17 protein-coding genes and 1 riboswitch are annotated in these 20,487 nt (G+C 30.9%); all 17 genes read left to right on the top strand.

Translation table 11 applies throughout. The features are described from left to right. Positions 1 to 88 precede the first annotated feature (88 nt). On the top strand, positions 89 to 604 hold the full coding sequence (locus tag T483_RS0101765; RefSeq protein ID WP_026885269.1) for a hypothetical protein: 516 nt from the start codon (positions 89 to 91) through the stop codon (positions 602 to 604). 149 nt (positions 605 to 753) lie between these two features. Next, on the top strand, positions 754 to 1,587 hold the full coding sequence (locus T483_RS0101760; protein WP_026885268.1) for an amino acid ABC transporter substrate-binding protein: 834 nt from the start codon (positions 754 to 756) through the stop codon (positions 1,585 to 1,587). 351 nt (positions 1,588 to 1,938) lie between these two features. Next, the gene (locus T483_RS0101755) at positions 1,939 to 2,580 is read left to right on the top strand and encodes an amino acid ABC transporter permease (RefSeq protein ID WP_026885267.1); all 642 of its coding nucleotides are present in this window, start codon (positions 1,939 to 1,941) and stop codon (positions 2,578 to 2,580) included. A 15-nt stretch (positions 2,581 to 2,595) separates the two neighbouring features. Beyond that, entirely contained in the window at positions 2,596 to 3,282 is a 687-nt protein-coding gene (locus T483_RS0101750; protein WP_026885266.1) for an amino acid ABC transporter ATP-binding protein, read from the top strand. Between the two features lie 266 nt (positions 3,283 to 3,548). Next, the gene (locus tag T483_RS0101745; RefSeq protein WP_011968395.1) at positions 3,549 to 3,716 is read left to right on the top strand and encodes a zinc-ribbon domain-containing protein; all 168 of its coding nucleotides are present in this window, start codon (positions 3,549 to 3,551) and stop codon (positions 3,714 to 3,716) included. 874 nt (positions 3,717 to 4,590) lie between these two features. Then, a complete protein-coding gene (locus tag T483_RS0101740) occupies positions 4,591 to 8,337 on the top strand; it encodes a phosphoribosylformylglycinamidine synthase (RefSeq protein WP_026885265.1) in 3,747 nt (1,248 codons plus the stop codon). 502 nt (positions 8,338 to 8,839) lie between these two features. Next, positions 8,840 to 9,319, top strand: coding sequence for a 5-(carboxyamino)imidazole ribonucleotide mutase (purE, locus tag T483_RS0101735; RefSeq protein ID WP_017210869.1), 480 nt, complete (start codon positions 8,840 to 8,842; stop codon positions 9,317 to 9,319). Continuing rightward, positions 9,319 to 10,026, top strand: a complete 708-nt coding sequence (gene purC / locus T483_RS0101730; protein ID WP_023973458.1) for a phosphoribosylaminoimidazolesuccinocarboxamide synthase — start codon at positions 9,319 to 9,321, stop codon at positions 10,024 to 10,026. The genes purE and purC overlap by 1 nt, the downstream gene beginning before the upstream one ends. Before the next feature lie 255 nt (positions 10,027 to 10,281). Beyond that, positions 10,282 to 11,697 carry an amidophosphoribosyltransferase gene (gene purF, locus T483_RS0101725; RefSeq protein WP_026885264.1) on the top strand — a complete coding sequence of 472 codons (1,416 nt, stop codon included), beginning with the start codon at positions 10,282 to 10,284 and terminating at the stop codon, positions 11,695 to 11,697. A gap of 70 nt (positions 11,698 to 11,767) precedes the next feature. Next, a complete protein-coding gene (gene purM / locus T483_RS0101720; RefSeq protein WP_026885263.1) occupies positions 11,768 to 12,769 on the top strand; it encodes a phosphoribosylformylglycinamidine cyclo-ligase in 1,002 nt (333 codons plus the stop codon). Continuing rightward, on the top strand, positions 12,757 to 13,368 hold the full coding sequence (purN, locus tag T483_RS0101715) for a phosphoribosylglycinamide formyltransferase (protein ID WP_026885262.1): 612 nt from the start codon (positions 12,757 to 12,759) through the stop codon (positions 13,366 to 13,368). The genes purM and purN overlap by 13 nt, the downstream gene beginning before the upstream one ends. A 13-nt stretch (positions 13,369 to 13,381) precedes the next feature. Then, the gene (gene purH, locus T483_RS0101710; protein ID WP_026885261.1) at positions 13,382 to 14,890 is read left to right on the top strand and encodes a bifunctional phosphoribosylaminoimidazolecarboxamide formyltransferase/IMP cyclohydrolase; all 1,509 of its coding nucleotides are present in this window, start codon (positions 13,382 to 13,384) and stop codon (positions 14,888 to 14,890) included. A gap of 44 nt (positions 14,891 to 14,934) precedes the next feature. Then, positions 14,935 to 16,185 carry a phosphoribosylamine--glycine ligase gene (purD, locus tag T483_RS0101705; protein WP_026885260.1) on the top strand — a complete coding sequence of 417 codons (1,251 nt, stop codon included), beginning with the start codon at positions 14,935 to 14,937 and terminating at the stop codon, positions 16,183 to 16,185. 248 nt (positions 16,186 to 16,433) lie between these two features. Continuing rightward, positions 16,434 to 16,516, top strand: a riboswitch (cyclic di-GMP riboswitch). 68 nt (positions 16,517 to 16,584) lie between these two features. After that, positions 16,585 to 16,887 (top strand): hypothetical protein, encoded by a 303-nt coding sequence (locus T483_RS0101700; protein ID WP_026885259.1) that lies wholly within the window; start codon positions 16,585 to 16,587, stop codon positions 16,885 to 16,887. Positions 16,888 to 17,295: 408 nt separating this feature from the next. Next, complete coding sequence (locus T483_RS0101695; RefSeq protein WP_026885258.1) at positions 17,296 to 17,664, top strand: BlaI/MecI/CopY family transcriptional regulator; 369 nt, start codon at positions 17,296 to 17,298, stop codon at positions 17,662 to 17,664. 4 nt (positions 17,665 to 17,668) lie between these two features. Continuing rightward, entirely contained in the window at positions 17,669 to 19,981 is a 2,313-nt protein-coding gene (locus T483_RS0101690; RefSeq protein ID WP_026885257.1) for a M56 family metallopeptidase, read from the top strand. A 216-nt stretch (positions 19,982 to 20,197) separates the two neighbouring features. After that, the coding region (locus T483_RS28625) for a transposase (protein WP_035789943.1) at positions 20,198 to 20,487 on the top strand (290 nt) is incomplete at its 3' end.

Raw genomic sequence — 20,487 nt, 5'->3', positions numbered from 1 at the left:
TTGATTGTACCTTAATTTCATTATTGAAAGATTAACGAAAAAATATTAATATAGACTATGTAGTATAAAAATAAATTGAGGTGAAAGAATGAAAAAGAAAAATATAATGAGTTTAGTACTTTTATTAATACTTTCTTTTTCTTTAATTGGTTGTAATCTTAAAGACGATTATATACTTGAAACAAAAGAAAATACAGATGAAAAGCCATCTGCAGATAAGGTTAATGAAGTATTTGAATCAGACAAGATGAAGGAGTTAATGGATAAATTAAAGTCGAGCCCTAAGGAAGTTTCTGATAAAGCTAATGAAATAGATAGTGATACTACAAGAGTAATGAAAGAATTAAATGATAAAGCAGATGAATTGACCGATGAGATCAATAATGCAGATTTTGAAGGGAAAAGTGAAGATATTAAAAATAAATTTGATGATATATCTGATAAATTAGATGAAATTAAAGATAATGTTGATGACGCGAAAGATAGAGCAGATACATTTAAGGATCCAATTGATAAAAAGCAAGTGACAGATACAGTAGATGAATTTACATCACACATGAATAATCTTGAAAGAGCGATAGATAGAATAGCGACAACTAGATAAAAATTCATAGTTCTAAGTTTTTGCGGGTGTAATGAGCATAATATAGCAGTCATTATACCTGTTATAATTTAGAATATAAAAAATACTTGATTCTTTTGCTTTAGTATGATAAAGTGATAAATAGAAAGTGATGTAGGGGGTTAGTACATATGAAAATAAATAATTTAATAAAAAAAATAACAGTAGTTGCTATCATAGCTACATTGGGAGTAAGCTTGGTTGCATGTGGTGGGAATGCTAATAAATCATCAGAATCAAAGGCAGCAAAAAGTGCATTAGATAAGGATGAATTAGTAATAGGCCTAGATGATACTTTTGTTCCAATGGGATTTAAGGATGAGAACGGAGAAATAGTTGGATTTGATGTTGATTTAGCAAATGCAGTAGGTAAAAAACTTAATAAAAAGGTTAAATTTCAGTCAATTGATTGGAGTATGAAAGAAACTGAGCTTAACAACGGTAATATAGATTTAATATGGAATGGATATTCAATTACTGATGAAAGAAAAGAAAAGGTTGAATTTTCAAAGCCATATTTAAGTAACACTCAAGTTATAGTAACATTAGCAGATTCTAATATTAAATCTAAAAGTGATTTAGCAGGTAAAAAAGTTGGTGCTCAAAACGGATCAACAGCAGTAGATGCAGTTGAAGCAGCTGGTGATATTGAAAAATCTTTTGATGGCGGAAAGCTTGTTACATTTGAAGATAATAATGCAGCATTAATGGACTTAGAAGCAAAGAGATTAGATGCAATTGTTGTAGACGAGATTTTAGCAAGATATTATATGAAAGCAAGAGGAGAAGAGAAATATAAAATCTTAACTGAGAATTTTGGAAGTGAAGAGTACGGTGTTGGAATTAAAAAAGGTGATACTAAATTTGTAGAAGCTTTTAACAAAGCTTTAGATGAAGTTATTTCTGATGGAACTGCAGCAGAAATATCAAAGAAATGGTTTGAAAAAGATATAATCCTTAAATAGTGTTAATTAGATAATTACAAACTTAAGTTATTAGAATTTTATGAAGTTAATATTATAAATAAAATTTACTAAATTAACTAGTTAGAAATATAAATACTGATGGTGAATAATAAGGGATGAAATTATAAAAGAATTTCTTTTTGGAAATTTAAAAGTGATTTCATCCATCACTCTTAATTGTTTTTTATTAACATTTGATTGGAATGTGGGCTGGCCACTTTTTTATTCTTTAGGAGATTATATTATTGGACAATCTATAGATAACTTTTAGAAGTATTAGAAACACACAGTCTGCAAAGCAGATTCTTTTACGTATATAAATAATTTGAAAATAAAGAGGAGGAAATAACTTTGAGTTATATTTTAGAGATAATGCCTCAAGTATTAGAGGGATTAAAAGTCACATTAGAAATTTTTGTACTTACTTTAGTATTATCTATTCCATTAGGAGTAATAGTCGCTGTAATGAGGACATCTAAATCTCTAATACTTAAGCAAATAAGTGGAATATATATTCTTATAATGAGAGGTACTCCTCTGTTATTACAAATTATTGTGATTTTCTTTGGACTTCCGCTAGTAGGAATTAGCTTTGATAGATTTCCAGCAGCAATTTTAGCATTTACTTTAAATTATGGAGCTTATTTTGGAGAAATATTTAGAGCAGGGATAGAGTCTATAGACAATGGACAAGTTGAAGGGGCTAAAGTTTTAGGGTTAAGTTCGAGACAAACATTTTTTAGAATAATACTTCCACAAGCATTTAAAACAGTAATGCCGCCAGTTGCAAATGAAATAACAACTTTAGTCAAGGATACATCGCTAGTTTATGTAGTTGGTATGGATGAGTTACTAAAGATAGGTAAAACTGCTGCTAATAGAGATGTGTCATTGTTACCTCTTTTAATAGTAGGTGCTGTTTACTTAGTAGTAATAGCAATTTTCAGTCAAGTGTTAAAGAAAATTGAAGATAAGTATGACTATTATAAATAGTGTGGAGGAGATTATATGCTTAAAGTAAGTAATTTAAAAAAAAGATTCGGGAATACAGAAGTTTTAAAAGGTGTTAATCTTCATATAAAAAAAGGTGAAATATTAGTTATCGTTGGAAATTCAGGTGGCGGAAAAACCACATTACTTAGATGTGTAAATGAATTGGAACATTGTGATGAAGGCGATATAGAAGTTAACGGGAAAGTTTTATGTAAAAATGGAAAGTACGTTGATAAAAATAAACTAAAAGAAATAAGAAAAGATATAGGATTAGTATTTCAAAATTTTAACTTATTTCCTCATATGAGTGTTTTAGAAAATCTTATTGAAGCACCTCAAAAGGTTTTAGGGTGGTCAAAAGAAGAAGCAATAAAGAAAGCAGAAGAAACTTTAGGTTTCTTAGATTTGTTAGGAAAGAAAAATAACTATCCATTTGAATTATCTGGTGGCCAAAAACAGAGAGTTGCTATTGGAAGAGCGCTAGTACTTGAACCTAAAATAATGTGCTTTGATGAACCAACTTCTGCACTAGATCCAGGATTAACTGGAGAAGTTGCAAATTTGATAAAGCGTTTAAGTGAAAAAGGCATGAGTATGATGATTATAACTCATGATATGGATTTTGCTAAAAAAGTGGCAGATAGAATAGTATCAATGGATGCTGGAAAATTGCAAGAGGGTCTGATGTTTGAAGAAGACTAGCTATATCAAGAATGAGGTTGGATTAAAACTCATTCTTTTTAACAAATTATATATTTAAGAATATAAGTTTTGATATATTATAAATTGAGAAGGTTTAAATTTGATAATTTAATTGCACGAATTAGTGTTGAAATATGTGGCAAAGTGTGGTATTATAAGAATGTAAGATAATTCAAGATTTAATCAATACTGTACATTCGCCTCTGTTTCAGAGATTGGGTCTAGGTATCAGGTTATAATCTTTGGAAAAAGGGAGGATTTTTATAATGGAAGATAGAACTTTAGTATGTAAAGATTGTGGAAAGGAATTTGTTTTCACAACAGGAGAACAAGAATTCTACAAAGAAAAAGGATTTGACAACGATCCAGTTAGATGTCCTGATTGTAGAAGAGCTAGAAAGCAACAAAGAAACAACAGAAACTTCGACAGATAGTAAACTGTTGGGCCATAAGAGAAATCTTATGGCTCTTTATTTTTTTGTGCAGAGAATTACAGAGTTTTAAAATGCTGAAGGTTTTGTTGTATCAGGCTTTATGAATGTCGTTGTATATAGATGAAAATATATTCAACTGCTAGATTTTTTTACATACGATTAAGAAATAAGATGCGTAAAAAATCTCTGGCAGTAGAGTCGCCTGGAGCTTTGTTTTTGTTAAAAATAGAAAAAATTTAGACGTGGATAATTATAGGATGAATAGAACACTATAATTATCTGCGTCTTTTTTATTCTTTAGGAAATTATAATCAAGTCAAATCTGTGAATAACTTTTGCAATTAGCTATTCTACTAAAGTTAAATGGCTTAAAAAAGAATAAAAAAACAATTATGTTCGCCTGCCAGATTTTTCTCACATGCGTTCGAAAAGGCAGATGCGTGAAAAAATCTCCGGCTCCACAGTCGCCTGCGATTTTGTTCTAAGTATATATGTTTAAGTAATAAATCTATATTTACAAGTTTAGCAAGCTAAGTGCTTGAATTAGAAGTGAAATGTATAAATTTAATTTCAGTATACATATTAAAATCAATATTTTAGAACATACAAATATGCATAATTTAAAAAAGAAAAAATGCTCTATAATACATAAAAATATATACAATACGAATTATAAAAAGAAAGAGTAAATTAATAATTCGTAAAAAAGCAAATTAAATGAAATTTTAACATAAAATGAGTTGACAACATACGTGTTAAATGATAATCTTATGGTATCGATACGAAAGTTAGTAGAGTGTTATCGGAAAACATTCGCCATTACGAAGATGTAGGGATAAGGCTAAATCTCATAATATTTTTTGGAGGAATTAAAATGTTAAATATTAGAAGCGTATTCGTTGAAAAGAAAAAAGGGTTTAATGTAGAAGCTCAAAGTTTACTAAATGATTTTAGAGATAACTTAGGAGTAACTAGATTGGAAGACGTAAGACTTGTTAATAAATATATCATATCAGATATACCTGAGGAATATTATAATAAGGCCTTACATACAATTTTTTCTGAAGCAACAGTAGATGTAGTTTACGAATCAGAATTACCAATGAATGAAGGAGAAGTAGCTTTTGGTGTAGAATATTTGCCAGGTCAATACGATCAAAGAGCAGATTCAGCTTCAGAATGTCTAGCTCTATTAACAGCAGAAGACAAGGTTGAAATAAAATCAGCTAAAGTAGTATTATTAAAAGGAAACCTTTCAAAAGATGATATTGAAAAAATTAAGAAATATTATATAAACCCAGTCGATTCAAGGGAAGTAGATATAAATAGCAAAGATTTATCATCACTTTCAAGCATACCTAAAGATGTACAAATCTTAGATGGATTTACCAGCAAGACATTGGATCAATTAAAAGAATTTCATAGTGGACAAGGTTTAGCTATGAGTATTGATGATCTTCTTATGATTCAAGATTATTTCAAAGGAGAGAAAAGAGATCCAAGTATAACTGAAATTAAAGTTATAGATACATACTGGTCAGATCATTGTAGACATACAACATTCTCAACTATCTTAGAAGATGTCCAAATTGAAGATAATAAATATACAGCGCCAATAAAAGCAAGTTATGAAGGATATATAAAATCTAGAGCATACGTTTATGGAGAGAAAGAAAAAAATAAAACTCTTATGGACATGGCTGTAATTGCTATGAAAGAACTTAGAAAAAGAGGAAAACTTGAAGATTTAGATATTTCCGAAGAAATAAATGCTTGTTCAATCAATGTGAAGATTGAAACTGAAAAGGGTATGGAAGATTATTTAGTAATGTTTAAGAATGAAACACATAATCATCCAACAGAAATTGAACCTTTTGGGGGAGCAGCAACATGTCTTGGTGGAGCTATAAGAGATCCTCTATCAGGAAGAACTTATGTATATCAAGCAATGAGAGTTACAGGGGCAGCAGATCCAACAGTGCCAATTGAAGATACATTGGAAGGAAAACTTCCTCAAAGAAAAATAACACTTGGGGCAGCCCATGGATATAGTTCTTATGGAAATCAAATTGGTCTAGCAACAGGTCAAGTTGAAGAAGTATATCATCCAAATTATGCAGCTAAGAGAATGGAAGTTGGGGCAGTAATTGCAGCAGCACCTAAAGAAAATGTAGTAAGAGAAGAACCAGCTTTAGGAGATGTTATTATCTTACTTGGTGGTAGAACTGGAAGAGACGGTGTTGGGGGAGCTACAGGTTCATCTAAGGAACATACAGTAGATTCACTTAATGAATGTGGAGCAGAAGTTCAAAAAGGAAATGCACCTACTGAAAGAAAGCTTCAAAGATTATTTAGAAATTCAAAAGCAGCTAAGATGATTAAAAGATGTAATGACTTTGGTGCTGGTGGAGTTTCAGTTGCAATTGGAGAACTTTGCAGAGGTTTAGATATAGATTTAGACAAGGTTCCAAAGAAATATGAAGGTCTAGATGGAACAGAACTTGCGGTTTCAGAATCACAAGAAAGAATGGCAGTAGTTGTTACAAAAGAAGATGCAGATGAATTTATAAGACTTTCAAACGATGAAAACTTGGAAGCTAATTTAGTTGCACATGTTACTGATACAGACAGACTTAGATTATTCTGGAGAGGTAAGAATATAGTAGATTTAAAGAGAACTTTCTTAGATACAAATGGTGCTACTCAAAAGACAAATGTTACGGTTAAAGCTCCAGTTGATTATCCATATACAGTAGCAGACATTGATGTTAAAGAAGAATGGATAAATAATTTAAGGAAATTAAACGTATCATCAAAGCAAGGATTGTCAGAAAGATTTGATGCAACAATAGGACATGGAACAGTACTTATGCCATTTGGTGGTAAGTATGCAAAAACTCCAGCAGAAGGAATGGCTGCTAAAATTCCAGTTCTTGATGGAGAGAGTTCAGATGCTACATTAATGACATTTGGATTTAATCCTGAACTTGGTACTTGGAGCCCGTATCACATGGCATACTATGCAGTAATTGAAAGTATGTCAAAGCTTGCAGCTATGGGTGGAGATTACAGAAAAGCTAGACTTACATTCCAAGAATATTTTGAAAGATTAGGGATAGAAGCTTCAAGATGGGGCAAACCATTTGCAGCATTGCTTGGTGCTTATGAAGCTCAAATGGCATTTGAAACAGCAGCAATCGGTGGTAAAGATTCTATGTCAGGAAGTTTTGGAGATTTAGATGTACCTCCAACATTAGTATCATTTGCTGTAGGAGTAGAAAAAGCTAGAAATATAATATCACCAGAATTTAAAGAAGCAGGATCAAGTTTAGTTTTACTTCAAACTGAAAAGCTAGAAGATGGAACTATAAATGTCGAAAAGCTTAAGAAGAACTTAGATGTACTATATAACTTAATTCAAAGCGGAAAAGTAATTTCAGCATCTGCTGTTAAGTATGGTGGAGTTTCAGAAACTGTTACTAAAATGACACTTGGAAATAGAATTGGTGCAGAAATTGAAAACTTAACAAAGGATGAGTTATTTGGATTTAACTATGGAACTATAGTACTAGAAGTTAAGAATGGTGTTAATGTAGAAGAAGAATTCAAAGAGTGTTTATATAAAGAAGTTGGTAAGACAATAAGTTCAGCAGTTATAATTTCTAAGGAATATGATTTGAATTTAGATATAGAAGCTTTAGAAAAAACTTACGAGGAAAAATTAAGCTCAGTATTTAAAATTAAAACTGAAGATGTAGAAGGAAATGTAGAAACAATTTTATATGATAAAAAATCAACACTTTCTCCAGCAATTAAAGTAGCTAAGCCAAAGGTTGTAATTCCAGTATTCCCAGGAAACAACTGTGAATATGACTGTGCTAGAGCATTTGAAAAAGAAGGGGCAGAAGTTACTCAAGTAGTATTTAGAAATATTACTAAAGAAGCACTTAATGAATCTATTGAAAGACTTGCAAAAGAAATAAGTACTGCTCAAATTCTTATGATTCCAGGAGGCTTCTCAGCAGGGGATGAACCAGATGGTTCAGGTAAATTCATTGCCAATGCTCTTAGAAATGAAAAGATAAGCAATAGCGTAATGGAATTACTTAAAAATAGAGATGGATTAGCACTTGGTATTTGTAACGGCTTCCAAGCGTTAATTAAATTAGGATTAGTACCATATGGCGAAATAGTTGATATTAAAGAAGATATGGCAACACTGACTTACAACAATATAAACAGACATATGTCTTCGATTATAAGTACAAAGGTTGTTTCAAATAAATCACCTTGGTTCAGTGAAGTTAATGTGGGAGACATACATTCAGTTGCAATCTCTCATGGTGAAGGAAGATTTGTTGCACCAGAAAGCTTAATTAAAGAATTAATTGCCAATGGTCAGGTGGCAACTCAATATGTTGATTTTGATGGAAATGTATCATTAAATATGCCGTTTAATCCAAATGGATCAATGTACGGAATAGAAGGCATAACAAGTCCAGATGGAAGAGTCTTAGGTAAGATGGCACATAGTGAAAGAATAGGAACAGATTTATATAGAAATATCCCAGGAGACTTTGATCAAAAGATCTTCAAAGCAGGAGTAAATTACTTTAAGTAAATAAGTGAGAGTCCAAATCTACGATTTGGGTCCTCGAACTTAGTTAACGCCCTAAGGCGTTAACCTCCTTTAAAAATGATTTTGTGTGAATCACTTACTCAGCGAGCATATGCGAGTCGAGTTTCCTTTAAAAAGTATTTGTTCTTGAAGGTTGATTAAGTAAATTTCTGGGCGTCTTATTAGCTAGAATGATAAAATGCCCAGAATATAAGAATATACACATATGAAAAGAGTGTGGAGCACAATAAGGAACAGATTAAGCACAATTAAGGATTTTATAACTTAAATATATATCAATAAAAATATGTTGATATATATAAATTTACCTAGGAATATATGTAAAAAGTTAAGTGTGTATATATTTAAAAAGATAAATATGAAGATATGTAAATAGATAAATATATAAATATGTAAATATTTATAGTTGTAATGCGGGGTGCAGCCCTTAAGAAAAATATATAAATGTATTAATAGGAACATTACAAAAACAGGAGGCTTAAAAATGCAGGTAGCAATATTTTTTGGAAGTAAATCAGACACCGAGGTTATGAGGGGAGCGGCAAATGCTTTAAAGGAATTTGGAGTAGAATATAAAGCTTTTATACTTTCAGCTCATAGAGTACCAGAAAAATTAGAAGAAACATTAGAAGAAATTCAAGCTCAAGGATGTCAAGTTATTATAGCTGGAGCAGGTCTTGCAGCACATTTACCAGGAGTAATAGCATCAAAGACAATACTTCCTGTAATAGGAGTTCCAGTTAAGGCAGCTCTTGAAGGTGTTGATGCATTATATTCTATAGTACAAATGCCAAAATCAATCCCAGTTGCAACTGTTGGTATAAATAACAGCTACAATGCAGGAATGTTAGCAGTTCAAATGTTATCAGTTAATAATGATGAATTAAAAAATAAATTAAAAGAATTCAGATTAAATATGAAGAAAAAATTCATTGAGGAAAATGCGGAAGGGGTAGAACTATAATGGAAAAATTAGAAATGATGTATGAAGGAAAAGCAAAGAAAATTTACGCAACAGATAAGGCTGACGAAGTAATTGTATACTACAAAGATGATGCAACAGCATTCAATGGAGAAAAGAAAGGCCAAATCGAAGATAAAGGTATAATGAATAATGCTATAACTTCAGTGTTGTTTGAAATATTAGAAAAAGCAGGAGTTAAAACTCATTTTATAGAGAAACTAAATGATAGAGAACAATTATGTAAAAAGGTTGAAATAGTTCCACTTGAAGTAATAGTGAGAAATGTTGCAGCAGGAAGCATGGCTAAGAGATTAGGTCTTGAAGAAGGATTTAAGCTTAAGACTACTGTATTTGAATTATCATATAAAGATGACTCATTAGGAGATCCGTTAATAAATGATTATCATGCAGTTGGAATCGGTGCAACTACTTTTGAAGAATTAAAAGTAATCTATGATATGACAGCAAAGATTAATGATACACTTAAAGCTGTATTCAAAGAACAAAACATAAACTTAATTGACTTTAAAGTTGAATTTGGTAGATGTGCTGATGGAACAATAGTTTTAGCAGATGAAATCTCACCAGACACTTGCAGATTTTGGGATGCAACAACAGGAGAAAAATTAGATAAAGATAGATTTAGAAGAGACTTAGGTAATGTTAAAGATGCTTACGTTGAAATATTAAAGAGAATTTCTAAGTAGTATATTTAGAATAAGATTTATTATAAAATTTATATTAAAATGCAATTAGTAATGCACAATGAGGGAACTAAGTTCACAGAAGAAGGTTGAGAATTCGTACATTAAGTCTTGAGTGTTATTTTGAATTCTCATCTCTCTGATGAAGTTTGATGAATTATGTGATTTAGAAGTCAAAAGAAATTTCATCCTTAATTGTGCATTAGTTCTCATGTATTTTAAGTTTTCTAAAAATAGATTAGTGAAAGGATTGTGTAGATGAGTAATCCGAATTTTGAATTAATAATGGATCCAAGTAATGATAAATTTAAGGATGAGTGTGGGGTATTTGGAGTATATACTAATAATCCAATAGATGTAGCATCAATGACTTACTATGGACTTTATGCTCTTCAACATAGAGGGCAGGAAAGTGCTGGAATTGCAGTAGCAGATGGTGAAAAAATTGACATACATAAAGGATTAGGTTTAATCACTGAAGCATTTAAGCAGGAAGATTTACAAAAGCTAAAAGGTCATATAGCTATAGGTCATGTAAGATATTCAACTGCTGGGGGAAAAGGTATTGAAAATGCTCAGCCAATACTAGTTTCATCAAAAATGGGACCAATAGCTATGGCTCATAACGGAACTTTAGTAAATGCAGATGTAATAAAAGAATTACTTGAAGATGGAGGACAAATCTTCCATACTACAACAGATTCTGAAGTAATTGCATGTCTTATAGCAAGAAGTGCAAAAAAAGGTTTTGCAAAAGCAGTAGTTGATGCTATGTCAGCTGTTAGAGGTTCATTTGCATTAACTATTATGTCAAAGGATAGATTAATTGGGGCTAGAGATCCACATGGAATTAGACCACTTTCGTTGGGGAAAATTGAAGAAGGTTACATTCTAACTTCAGAAAGCTGCGCTTTAGATGCAATAGGTGCTGAATTTGTAAGGGATATAGAACCAGGAGAAATAGTTATAATAGATAGTGAAGGAATACAATCATACAGATATTCTGAAAATACTAAATGTCAGACATGTGCTTTTGAATATATTTATTTTGCTAGACCAGACTCAAGAATTGATGGTCTTGAAGTTCACACAACAAGAGTTAAAGCAGGAGAACAGTTATATAAAGAGCATCCATTAGATGCAGATGTTGTTATAGCAGTTCCAGACTCAGGAATACCAGCGGCTATCGGTTATGCAAAGGCTTCTGGTATACCTTATGATACTGGATTTATTAAAAATAGATATGTTGGAAGAACTTTTATATCGCCATCTCAAGAAATAAGAGAAAGAGCAGTTGCAGTAAAGTTAAATCCACTAAAATCAAACTTAGAGGGAAAAAGAGTTATACTTATTGATGACTCGGTAGTAAGAGGCACTACGTCAAAGCATTTAGTTGAATCACTTAGACGTGTAGGTGTAAAAGAAGTTAGTTTCTTACTAGCATCACCAAGTGTTAAATATCCATGTTATTTTGGAATAGATACACCTTATAGAAGTGAGCTTGTTGCTGCTAATAATACTATAGAAGAGATTAGAGATATGATTGGAGCAGATTATTTAGGATATCTAAGTGAAGAAGGCGTTTATAAGAGCTGCGGTGATAGAGAAGAATTTTGTATGGGATGCTTTAATGGAGTTTACCCAGTTGCAACACCAGTAGAGAAAGAGATATAGATATTTAAGGCAAATTCATCTATTGTTTTTTGAATATGTCTAATAGCATTTTGAAAGGTGGAGTTAATAAATGATTACTTACAAAGAAGCGGGAGTTAACATAGAAGAAGGATATAAGTCAGTTAAGCTTATAAAAGAATACGCAGCAAGAACTATGAGTCAATATGTTTTAAATGGTCTTGGAAGTTTTGCTGGAATGGTTGAATTACCATCAGGCTATGAAAAACCAGTTTTAGTTTCTGGAACTGATGGAGTAGGAACTAAACTAGAAATCGCATTTAAGAACAAGAAGTACGATACAGTTGGTATTGACTGCGTAGCTATGTGCGTAAATGATATTTTATGTCATGGGGCAAAACCATTATTTTTCTTAGATTATATAGCTTGTGGGAAGCTTGAAGCTGAAGTTGCAGCAGATTTAGTTAAAGGTATATCAGATGGATGTGTTGATTCTGACTGTGCCTTAATTGGTGGAGAAACAGCTGAAATGCCTGGATTCTATTCAGATGGAGAATATGATATGGCCGGATTTGCAGTTGGTATAGCTGATAAAGATAAGATTATTAATGGAAGCAATATTAAAGATGGAGATAAGTTGATTGGTATAGCTTCTTCTGGAATACATTCTAATGGATATTCATTAATCAGAAAAATATTCCCAGATTTAAATGAAGAATTTAATGGTGAAGAAGTATGGAAAACATTAATTACACCAACTAAGATTTATGTAAAACCAGTACTTAAATTGTTAGAAAGCTATGAAATTAAAGGTATGGCTCACGTTACAGGTGGTGGATTTATAGAAAATGTTCCAAGAATGTTCAATGGTGGAGACTTCACAGCTGTAATTAACAAAGATTCATATCCACTTCCAGCTATATTTGAAAGAATCGTTGAAAAAGGTGTAGACAAGGAGCATATGTATAACACTTTTAACATGGGAATAGGGTTTGTTCTTGCTGTTAAAGATGAAGATGTGGAACCTATTATAAAGGCTTTAGTAGAAATGGGAGAAAAAGCTTATGAAATAGGATACGTAACATCTGGGGGTGAAGGTATTTGTTTAAAATAGCGGTCTTGGTTTCAGGGGGCGGAACAGACCTACAATCGGTAATAGATGCGGTGGAAAGTAACTATATGAATGTTAAGATAGAGATGGTTATAGGAAGCCGTGATAATATTTATGCTTTAGAGAGGGCAAAAAAGCATAATATAGATACTTTTGTTGTTACTAGGCGTGAGTATGGTGAAGAATCCTCTAACAAGATCTTAGAATTAACAAAGGGGAAGGTTGATTTAATAGTTCTTGCAGGATTTTTGGCGATTTTAGATGGGGAAATATTAAAAGAATTTGATAATAGAATTATAAACATTCATCCATCTTTAATTCCATCTTTTTGTGGACCTGGAATGTACGGATTAAAGGTTCATGAAGCCGTAATTAAAAGTGGTGTAAGATTCTCAGGATGTACAGTTCATTTTGTAAATTCTGAAGTTGATGGTGGTGCCATACTTCTTCAAGAAGTTGTACCAGTTTACTTTGAAGATGATGCGGAAACTCTTCAAAAGAGGATTTTAGAAAAAGAACACGAAATATTACCTAAGGCAATTAAGTTAATTAGCGAAAATAAAATCAAAGTAATTGATGGTAGAGTCAAGATAGAAGAATAAAGGAGGCCTTTTCGTGAAAAAGAGAGCTTTAATAAGCGTATTTGATAAAGAGGGAGTTTTAGATTTTGCTAAATTTTTAGTATCTAAAGATGTTGAAATTGTATCAACAGGTGGAACTTATAAATATTTGAAGGAAAATGGATTAAATGTAATTGAAATCAATGAAGTTACGGATTTTCCTGAAATGTTAGATGGAAGAGTTAAAACACTTCATCCATTAGTTCATGCTGGAATATTAGCTATAAGAGACAATGAAGAACATATGAATACATTAAAAGGAAGAAATATTCATACTATAGATTATGTAGTTGTAAATCTATATCCATTCTTTGAGAAAGTCAAAGAAGATTTAGAATTTGAAGAAAAGGTTGAATTTATAGATATTGGCGGACCTACAATGCTTAGAGCAGCAGCTAAAAATTTCCAAGATGTTGTGGTAATTTCTGATAAAAATGACTATAAAGTTGTTATGGAAGAGATTGAAACAAATGGTGAAACTTCTTATAAGACTAAGAAGAAATTGGCTGGTAAAGTATTTAATCTTATGAGTGCTTATGATGGGGCTATTTCAAACTTCTTGTTAGCTGATGATGAAGAAGAATATCCAGAATATCTTTCAGTTTCATATAAGAAGATGCAAGGTCTTAGATATGGTGAAAATTCACATCAAACTGCAGCTGTTTATGCATCAACAATGCTTGATGGAGCTATGAATACTTTTGAAACATTAAATGGTAAGGAATTATCTTATAATAACTTTAAAGACGTTGATATAGCTTGGAAATGCGCTAATGAATTTGATGAACCAGCCTGTTGTGCATTAAAACATAATACACCTTGTGGTGTTGCAATTGGAAAAGATTCTTATGAAGCTTATATGAAGGCATATGAAGTAGATCCAACTTCAATATTTGGTGGAATCATTGGATTTAATAGAAAAGTAGATAAGAAAACAGCAGAAGAAATGGTTAAAATTTTCTTAGAAGTTATAGCTGCACCAGAATATGATGAAGAGGCTTTAGAAGTTTTAAAGACTAAAAAGAACTTAAGAGTTCTTAAATTCCATAACACTCCAAAGGCAGATAAATATATGGTTACAGTTGATGGGGCAATGCTTGTTCAAGAGGAAGATAATAAATTAGTAGAAGAAATTAAAGTTGTAACTGAAAAGAAACCAACTGATGAAGAAATGAATGATTTATTATTTGGAATGAAAGTAGTTAAATATGTTAAATCAAATGCTATAGTTGTTGCTCATAATGGAATTGCACTTGGAATTGGCGGAGGTCAAGTTAATAGAATCTGGCCAACAGAAGACGCTTTAAAGAGAGGAAAAGGAGCTACAATCCTTGCATCAGATGCATACTTTCCATTTAGAGATGTAGTTGACGAAGCAGCTAAAAGTGGTATCAAGGCTATAATTCAGCCAGGTGGTTCAATGAATGATCAAAAATCAATAGATGCTTGTAATGAACATGGAATAGCAATGGTGTTTACAGGATATAGACATTTTAAACATTAAAATAAATGGATGATTAAGGAATAAGTTCTATTGGAGGTATGTAAATGAAACTTCTTTTAATTGGTTCGGGTGGTAGAGAACATGCTTTGGCTTGGAAACTTGCAAAAAGTGAAAAAGTTGAAAAAATATTTGTGGCTCCAGGTAACGGCGGAACTGCAATTGAAAATAAATGCGAAAATATAAATATAACTGATATTGATGAATTGATTGCATTTGCTAAAGAAGAAATTATTGATCTTACAATAGTTGGGCCAGAAGATCCTTTAACAAAGGGAATTGTTAATAAGTTTAAAACAGAAGGATTAAAGATATTTGGACCAGCTGAAAATGGAGCAATGCTTGAAGGAAGTAAAAGCTTTTCTAAAGAATTTATGAAAAAGTACGGTGTTAAGACTGCAGAATATGAAACATTTACGGATGTAAATGAAGCGCTTAAATATTTAGAAGTCTGTCCTTATCCAACAGTAGTTAAAGCGGATGGTCTTGCGGCAGGAAAAGGCGTTGCTATATGTGAAACTAAAGAAGAAGCAATAGACGCAGTAAAATCTTATATGGTAGATGATATCTTCAATGGAGCAGGTCAAAAAATAGTAATTGAAGAATTCCTAGAAGGTGTTGAAGCATCAATTCTATCTATCACTGATGGAAAGACAATAATTCCGTTCATATCAGGTAAAGACCATAAGCAGATATTTGATGGAGGCAAAGGACCAAACACAGGTGGAATGGGTGTATTAGCTCCAAATCCTTATGTGACAGGAGATGTGATGAAGGATTTTGAAGAAAATATTATGGCTAAGACTCTAACTGGTATTAGAGAAGAAGGCTTTGATTATAAAGGAATAATCTTCTTCGGTATCATGATTACTGATAAAGGAACTTATCTTCTTGAGTATAACGTAAGAATGGGAGATCCTGAAACACAATCAGTTCTTTATCTAATGGAAAGTGACTTAGTAGAAGTTATTGAGGCAGCATTAAGAGAAGAACTAGATAAAACTGAAATTAAGTGGAATAACGGTGTCTGCATAAATGTTGTTTTAGCATCTAAAGGATATCCAGGAGATTTTGTTAAAGGATACGAAATAACAATTGATGAAAAAGTTAAAGATAAAGTATTCTTAGCAGGGGCTAAGGCAGAAGATGGAGTTTTAAAGACTAACGGTGGAAGAGTGCTATCAGTTATTGGCCTTGGAAAAACGCTAGAAGAAGCTAGAAAAGACGCTTACGAAAATATTAAACATGTGACTTTTGAAGGGGCATATTGTAGAAGTGATATAGGAACACATAAATAAATATATATTGAATAAATGAGCTATTAGGTATTATTATGATTTAGTCAATAATGCTTAATAGCTTATATATATTGCAAAAATAATCCTTTATTATAATTCTAAAAATATTACAAGAATTTTAGCAGTAATTGTGAATTGTAAAATGCATCGTATATATGTTAAAATTTTAAAATATTATCTTTATTTACTATTTATTAATTGATTTGTAATTAATTCCATGTTAGAATAATCATGAAATAGAAGTATTATGTATATAAGGAAACTGTGATTCGAATATTTATTTGGGCACTTTATATTCGATGAGTTAATAGTGCAACCGACCTTTTTATTAAGGTCGGTCATTTTTTGTCCGCTTAAATAAGTATATAGATAATAAATCAAAATTGAGGTGCAATCTTTATGTTATTTTTTAATATGTTAAAGAAATATGATGAACATGGGTTTGATTCAAAAGGAATTCATAAAAACGGTACAAAATTTAATGAAGAGGGTTTTGATAAAAAAGGAGTTCATAAAAATGGCACATATTTTAATACAGAAGGCTACAATATAGACGGGTACGATAAATATGGATATGATAAAGAAGGATATAATAGTGGAGGATATGACAGGCAAGGATATAACAGAATGGGATATAATATAAAAGGTTATGATAGACAAGGGGAATTTTTAGAAACAAGATATAAATGGAAAGTAAAGTAGAAAAGCAAGGATTATTATAAGCTAAATTTAATATATGTTTATTTGGTAGATTTATGAAAAAACCATTTGAAAGCAATAATGCAGGGTTGCATCTTCTGACGCATGTTCTTAATTTCATTAGGTTAGGACAAGCAAAAGGAGAACAGCTCTGCATTAAATGTTTTAATAGCTTATTTTTGTGTACTCTTAGTTTGAATATAGATATCCAACTTTAAAACTATATTTATGATTTCTAGTAAAGTGAATGCTTAGTTAAAACCAAAATGGAGAAGTTCAATTGTAACATATATATGCTAATAAGTTTTTATTGAAAATTTCTAGGAATATATTGACACTTAATTCTACAAGGCGTAGTATAAAAATATAAATACTACACCTTGTAGAATTACGTAGAGGAGATGATTAAATATGAAATTAGGGAAGATATCGGACGCTGAAATGGAGATAATGAAAATAATATGGAAAAAAAATGATCAAATTACTACAGCTGAGATTCTAGACGAGCTTCCAAAAGAAAATTCATGGAAGGTAACAACAATAATGACGCTGATATCAAGATTAACTGAAAAGGGGATTTTGAGTGTAACTAAAGTAGGAAAGTTAAATAATTATTTTCCTAAAATTACCGAAGAAGAATATAGAGCTATTCAAACTGATAATTTCTTAGAAGATATGCATAAAGGATCGGTTAAAAACTTTATGGCAACATTGTTTAATAATAAGAAAATAAGCAATAAGGATATAGCAGAATTGAAAGAATGGCTCAAAGAGGTATAGAGATATGGAGATTCTAAATTCGATTCTGCAAATGTCACTAGCAGGCAGTTTTATGTTTTTAATACTTTGTTTATTTAAGCCATTTACTAAGAAAACTTTTAGTGCTACTTGGAATTATTATATGCTATTTATAACGCTTTTAATTTTTATTATACCTATTGGGAGTTTTGTTAAACTGCCTCAAATATTGGAACATAAGAATTATTTATCAATGCAGGATACGAATACGGTAGCACAGCAAAACTATGAAAAGATGCTGAAGAAAAATGATAAAAGTGATGAGATAAAGGTTTTGCAAGGGGATGGCACTCTTAAGCCTGTAAGTCAAAGTCAAGTAGATTTAAAACAGACAAGTATGGTGCAAAAAATAATGAATAGAGATATGCTGCTTTATTTATGGATATTAGGTGTACTCATACTAGTAATTAAGGAGACTTACGTATATATTTCTTTTTATAAAAAACTTAAAAGTATAAGTAATATAATTGAGGATGAATCGATAATTGATGTTTTTGAAAAATGTAAGAAAAAATTAAATATATATAGGAAGATAATTCCAAAAGAATGTGGTGGCATTAAAAGTCCAATGATTACAGGAATATTAACACCTACTATCACAATTCCTAAGATCGACCACAATCTGGACAAGCTTGAAATAATACTGGATCATGAATTGATTCATTTTAAACGTAAAGATTTATGGGTGAAGGCAGTAGCACTTTTAGCAAATATAATCAATTGGTTTAATCCTATTGTTTATATTATCAGAAATAGGATAAATATAATTTGTGAGCTGTCTTTAGATGAACAACTTATAAAGAATATGGATAAATCAAAAAGAAAGTATTATGGAGAAATTATATTAGAGTTAATAGAATATTCCCAGAGTAGATCCCTAAGTCTAGGGGCATCAGTCTGTAAAAGTAGGAAGGAGATTGAGACACGATTGAAGAATATAATGTTTTTTAAGAAGTCGAAAAAAATAATTGTTTGTATTTCACTTATGGTAACCATGATTTTTACATCTACTAGTTTGCTTGCTTCAAAAACTGTATTTGCTAGTAATAGTGATACAGCAAAAAGTGCTAAAGGAGCAGAATTTGCAGTATTTGTATTAAATGATGGGTTATATATGTCTGAATTAAAAGAAAATACCCCAATTCTTCTTGATAAAAATGAAAAAATTAAATTGCCGAAAATATCTAAAGATGGATTATATGTTGCTTATACTAAAGAAGATGATTTATATATTTGCAATATAGATACTCGTGGGGTAATTGAAGTATGTAAAAATGTAGAATCGTATGACTGGAATAACTCAGGAAACTTAATTTGTTCTGCTAAAAATGCGGGTGTGTCCATATATAATACCAATACTGAAAAGTTAGTAGATATTATAAGCAATGAGTACGATTATTTCAATATTAATTGCGATAGTAAGAGTAAAGTATATGCTAATAAAGTGCTAGAAACTACTACAGACAGAGGAAAAACTATTAAATCAATAGGTATAATTAGCTATGACTTAGATACTAAAGAAGAAAAGGTTATTTTAGAAGGTAAAGAAGGAAATAATAAAGAGATTGGAGAGCAGTATACAGTATCTGAGTTATTTGAATATATTGGGTCAAGACCTAATGTTGAGAGGATCTCAAGTGACGATAGATATATGTATATATGGAATAAACCTAATTCTGGTTCGATGTCAGCTGATATGACAGAATTCGCAGTATATGATCTTTTAAACAATAAATTTATAGAAAATAATAATATGATTGCATTAGCATATAAAGATAATATTTCTCAAAATCCAGTGGATAGCAACATAGTTGCTGTTAACAATGGTGAATATAGAGAAATGTATAGCAATAAGACATTAGGAATCTTCGATATCAAAGCTAATAAATTTACAAGTCTAATTCCAGAAAATCAAGTATCCATGACACCATGTTATTCTGATGATGGTAAAAATATTTTGTATTCTTCAGCTCAGATATTAAAAGATATTAATAATTCACAAAATTTAAAAGCATGGGAAAGTGAACCACACTATATTTATCAAGTAAACACTGAAACAAAAGAAATAACTCAAATTACAAATAATAAATCATTTGATTTCATGCCAAAATATATATCAGAAAATCAAATATTATTTGTAAGAAAAGATGGCGATACATTTAGTTTATGGAAGACAAAGGATGGAGTAGAAACTAAACTTGCTGATTCTTTGAATTTTAAAACAACTTCTTATACAAATACTTGGTACTACGGTCATTATAAAACTGAAAATGTTATAGATGTATATAAAAGTAAATAGTATATATATTGTAATAGTAAAGCTACATTTAAAATTTTAGTAAGTAAAGTACCAGCATAAGATTAAAATGTACAAATTAAATTGCAATATATATAAGTTCAATATGGTAAAATACTCAATTGTATATAAATTGAGTATTTTATTATTTTAGTGATTAATATTATCTATTTACTATGTTTGTGCACTAGATAGAAAAAGTAACTTTCTGGTAGTAAGTTGGAATTAACTAAATCTGATCAGTTAAATTCGAATATTAAAAGTACCAAAGGGCGACCACGTAAGTATTCAGACGAACAAATAGTTGCATGTATATTATATGGCGTTAAAAGTAGTATTTTCAGTTTAAGAGAGCTTGAATACCGTATAAAGCAAGACCATGTGTTTCAGTCTATAATTCAACTTGATCAAGTACCAGATTATTCTACATTCTCATTAAGAACTAAAATTTTAGAGAAGCATATATATTATGGTATTTATGCTATGTTTGTTGAACTTATAAATCCTGA

The organism is Clostridium beijerinckii HUN142 (assembly GCF_000621745.1).
GTDB classification, from domain to species: Bacteria; Bacillota; Clostridia; order Clostridiales; family Clostridiaceae; genus Clostridium; species Clostridium beijerinckii_A.
This window is presented reverse-complemented; position numbering and strand designations above follow the sequence as displayed.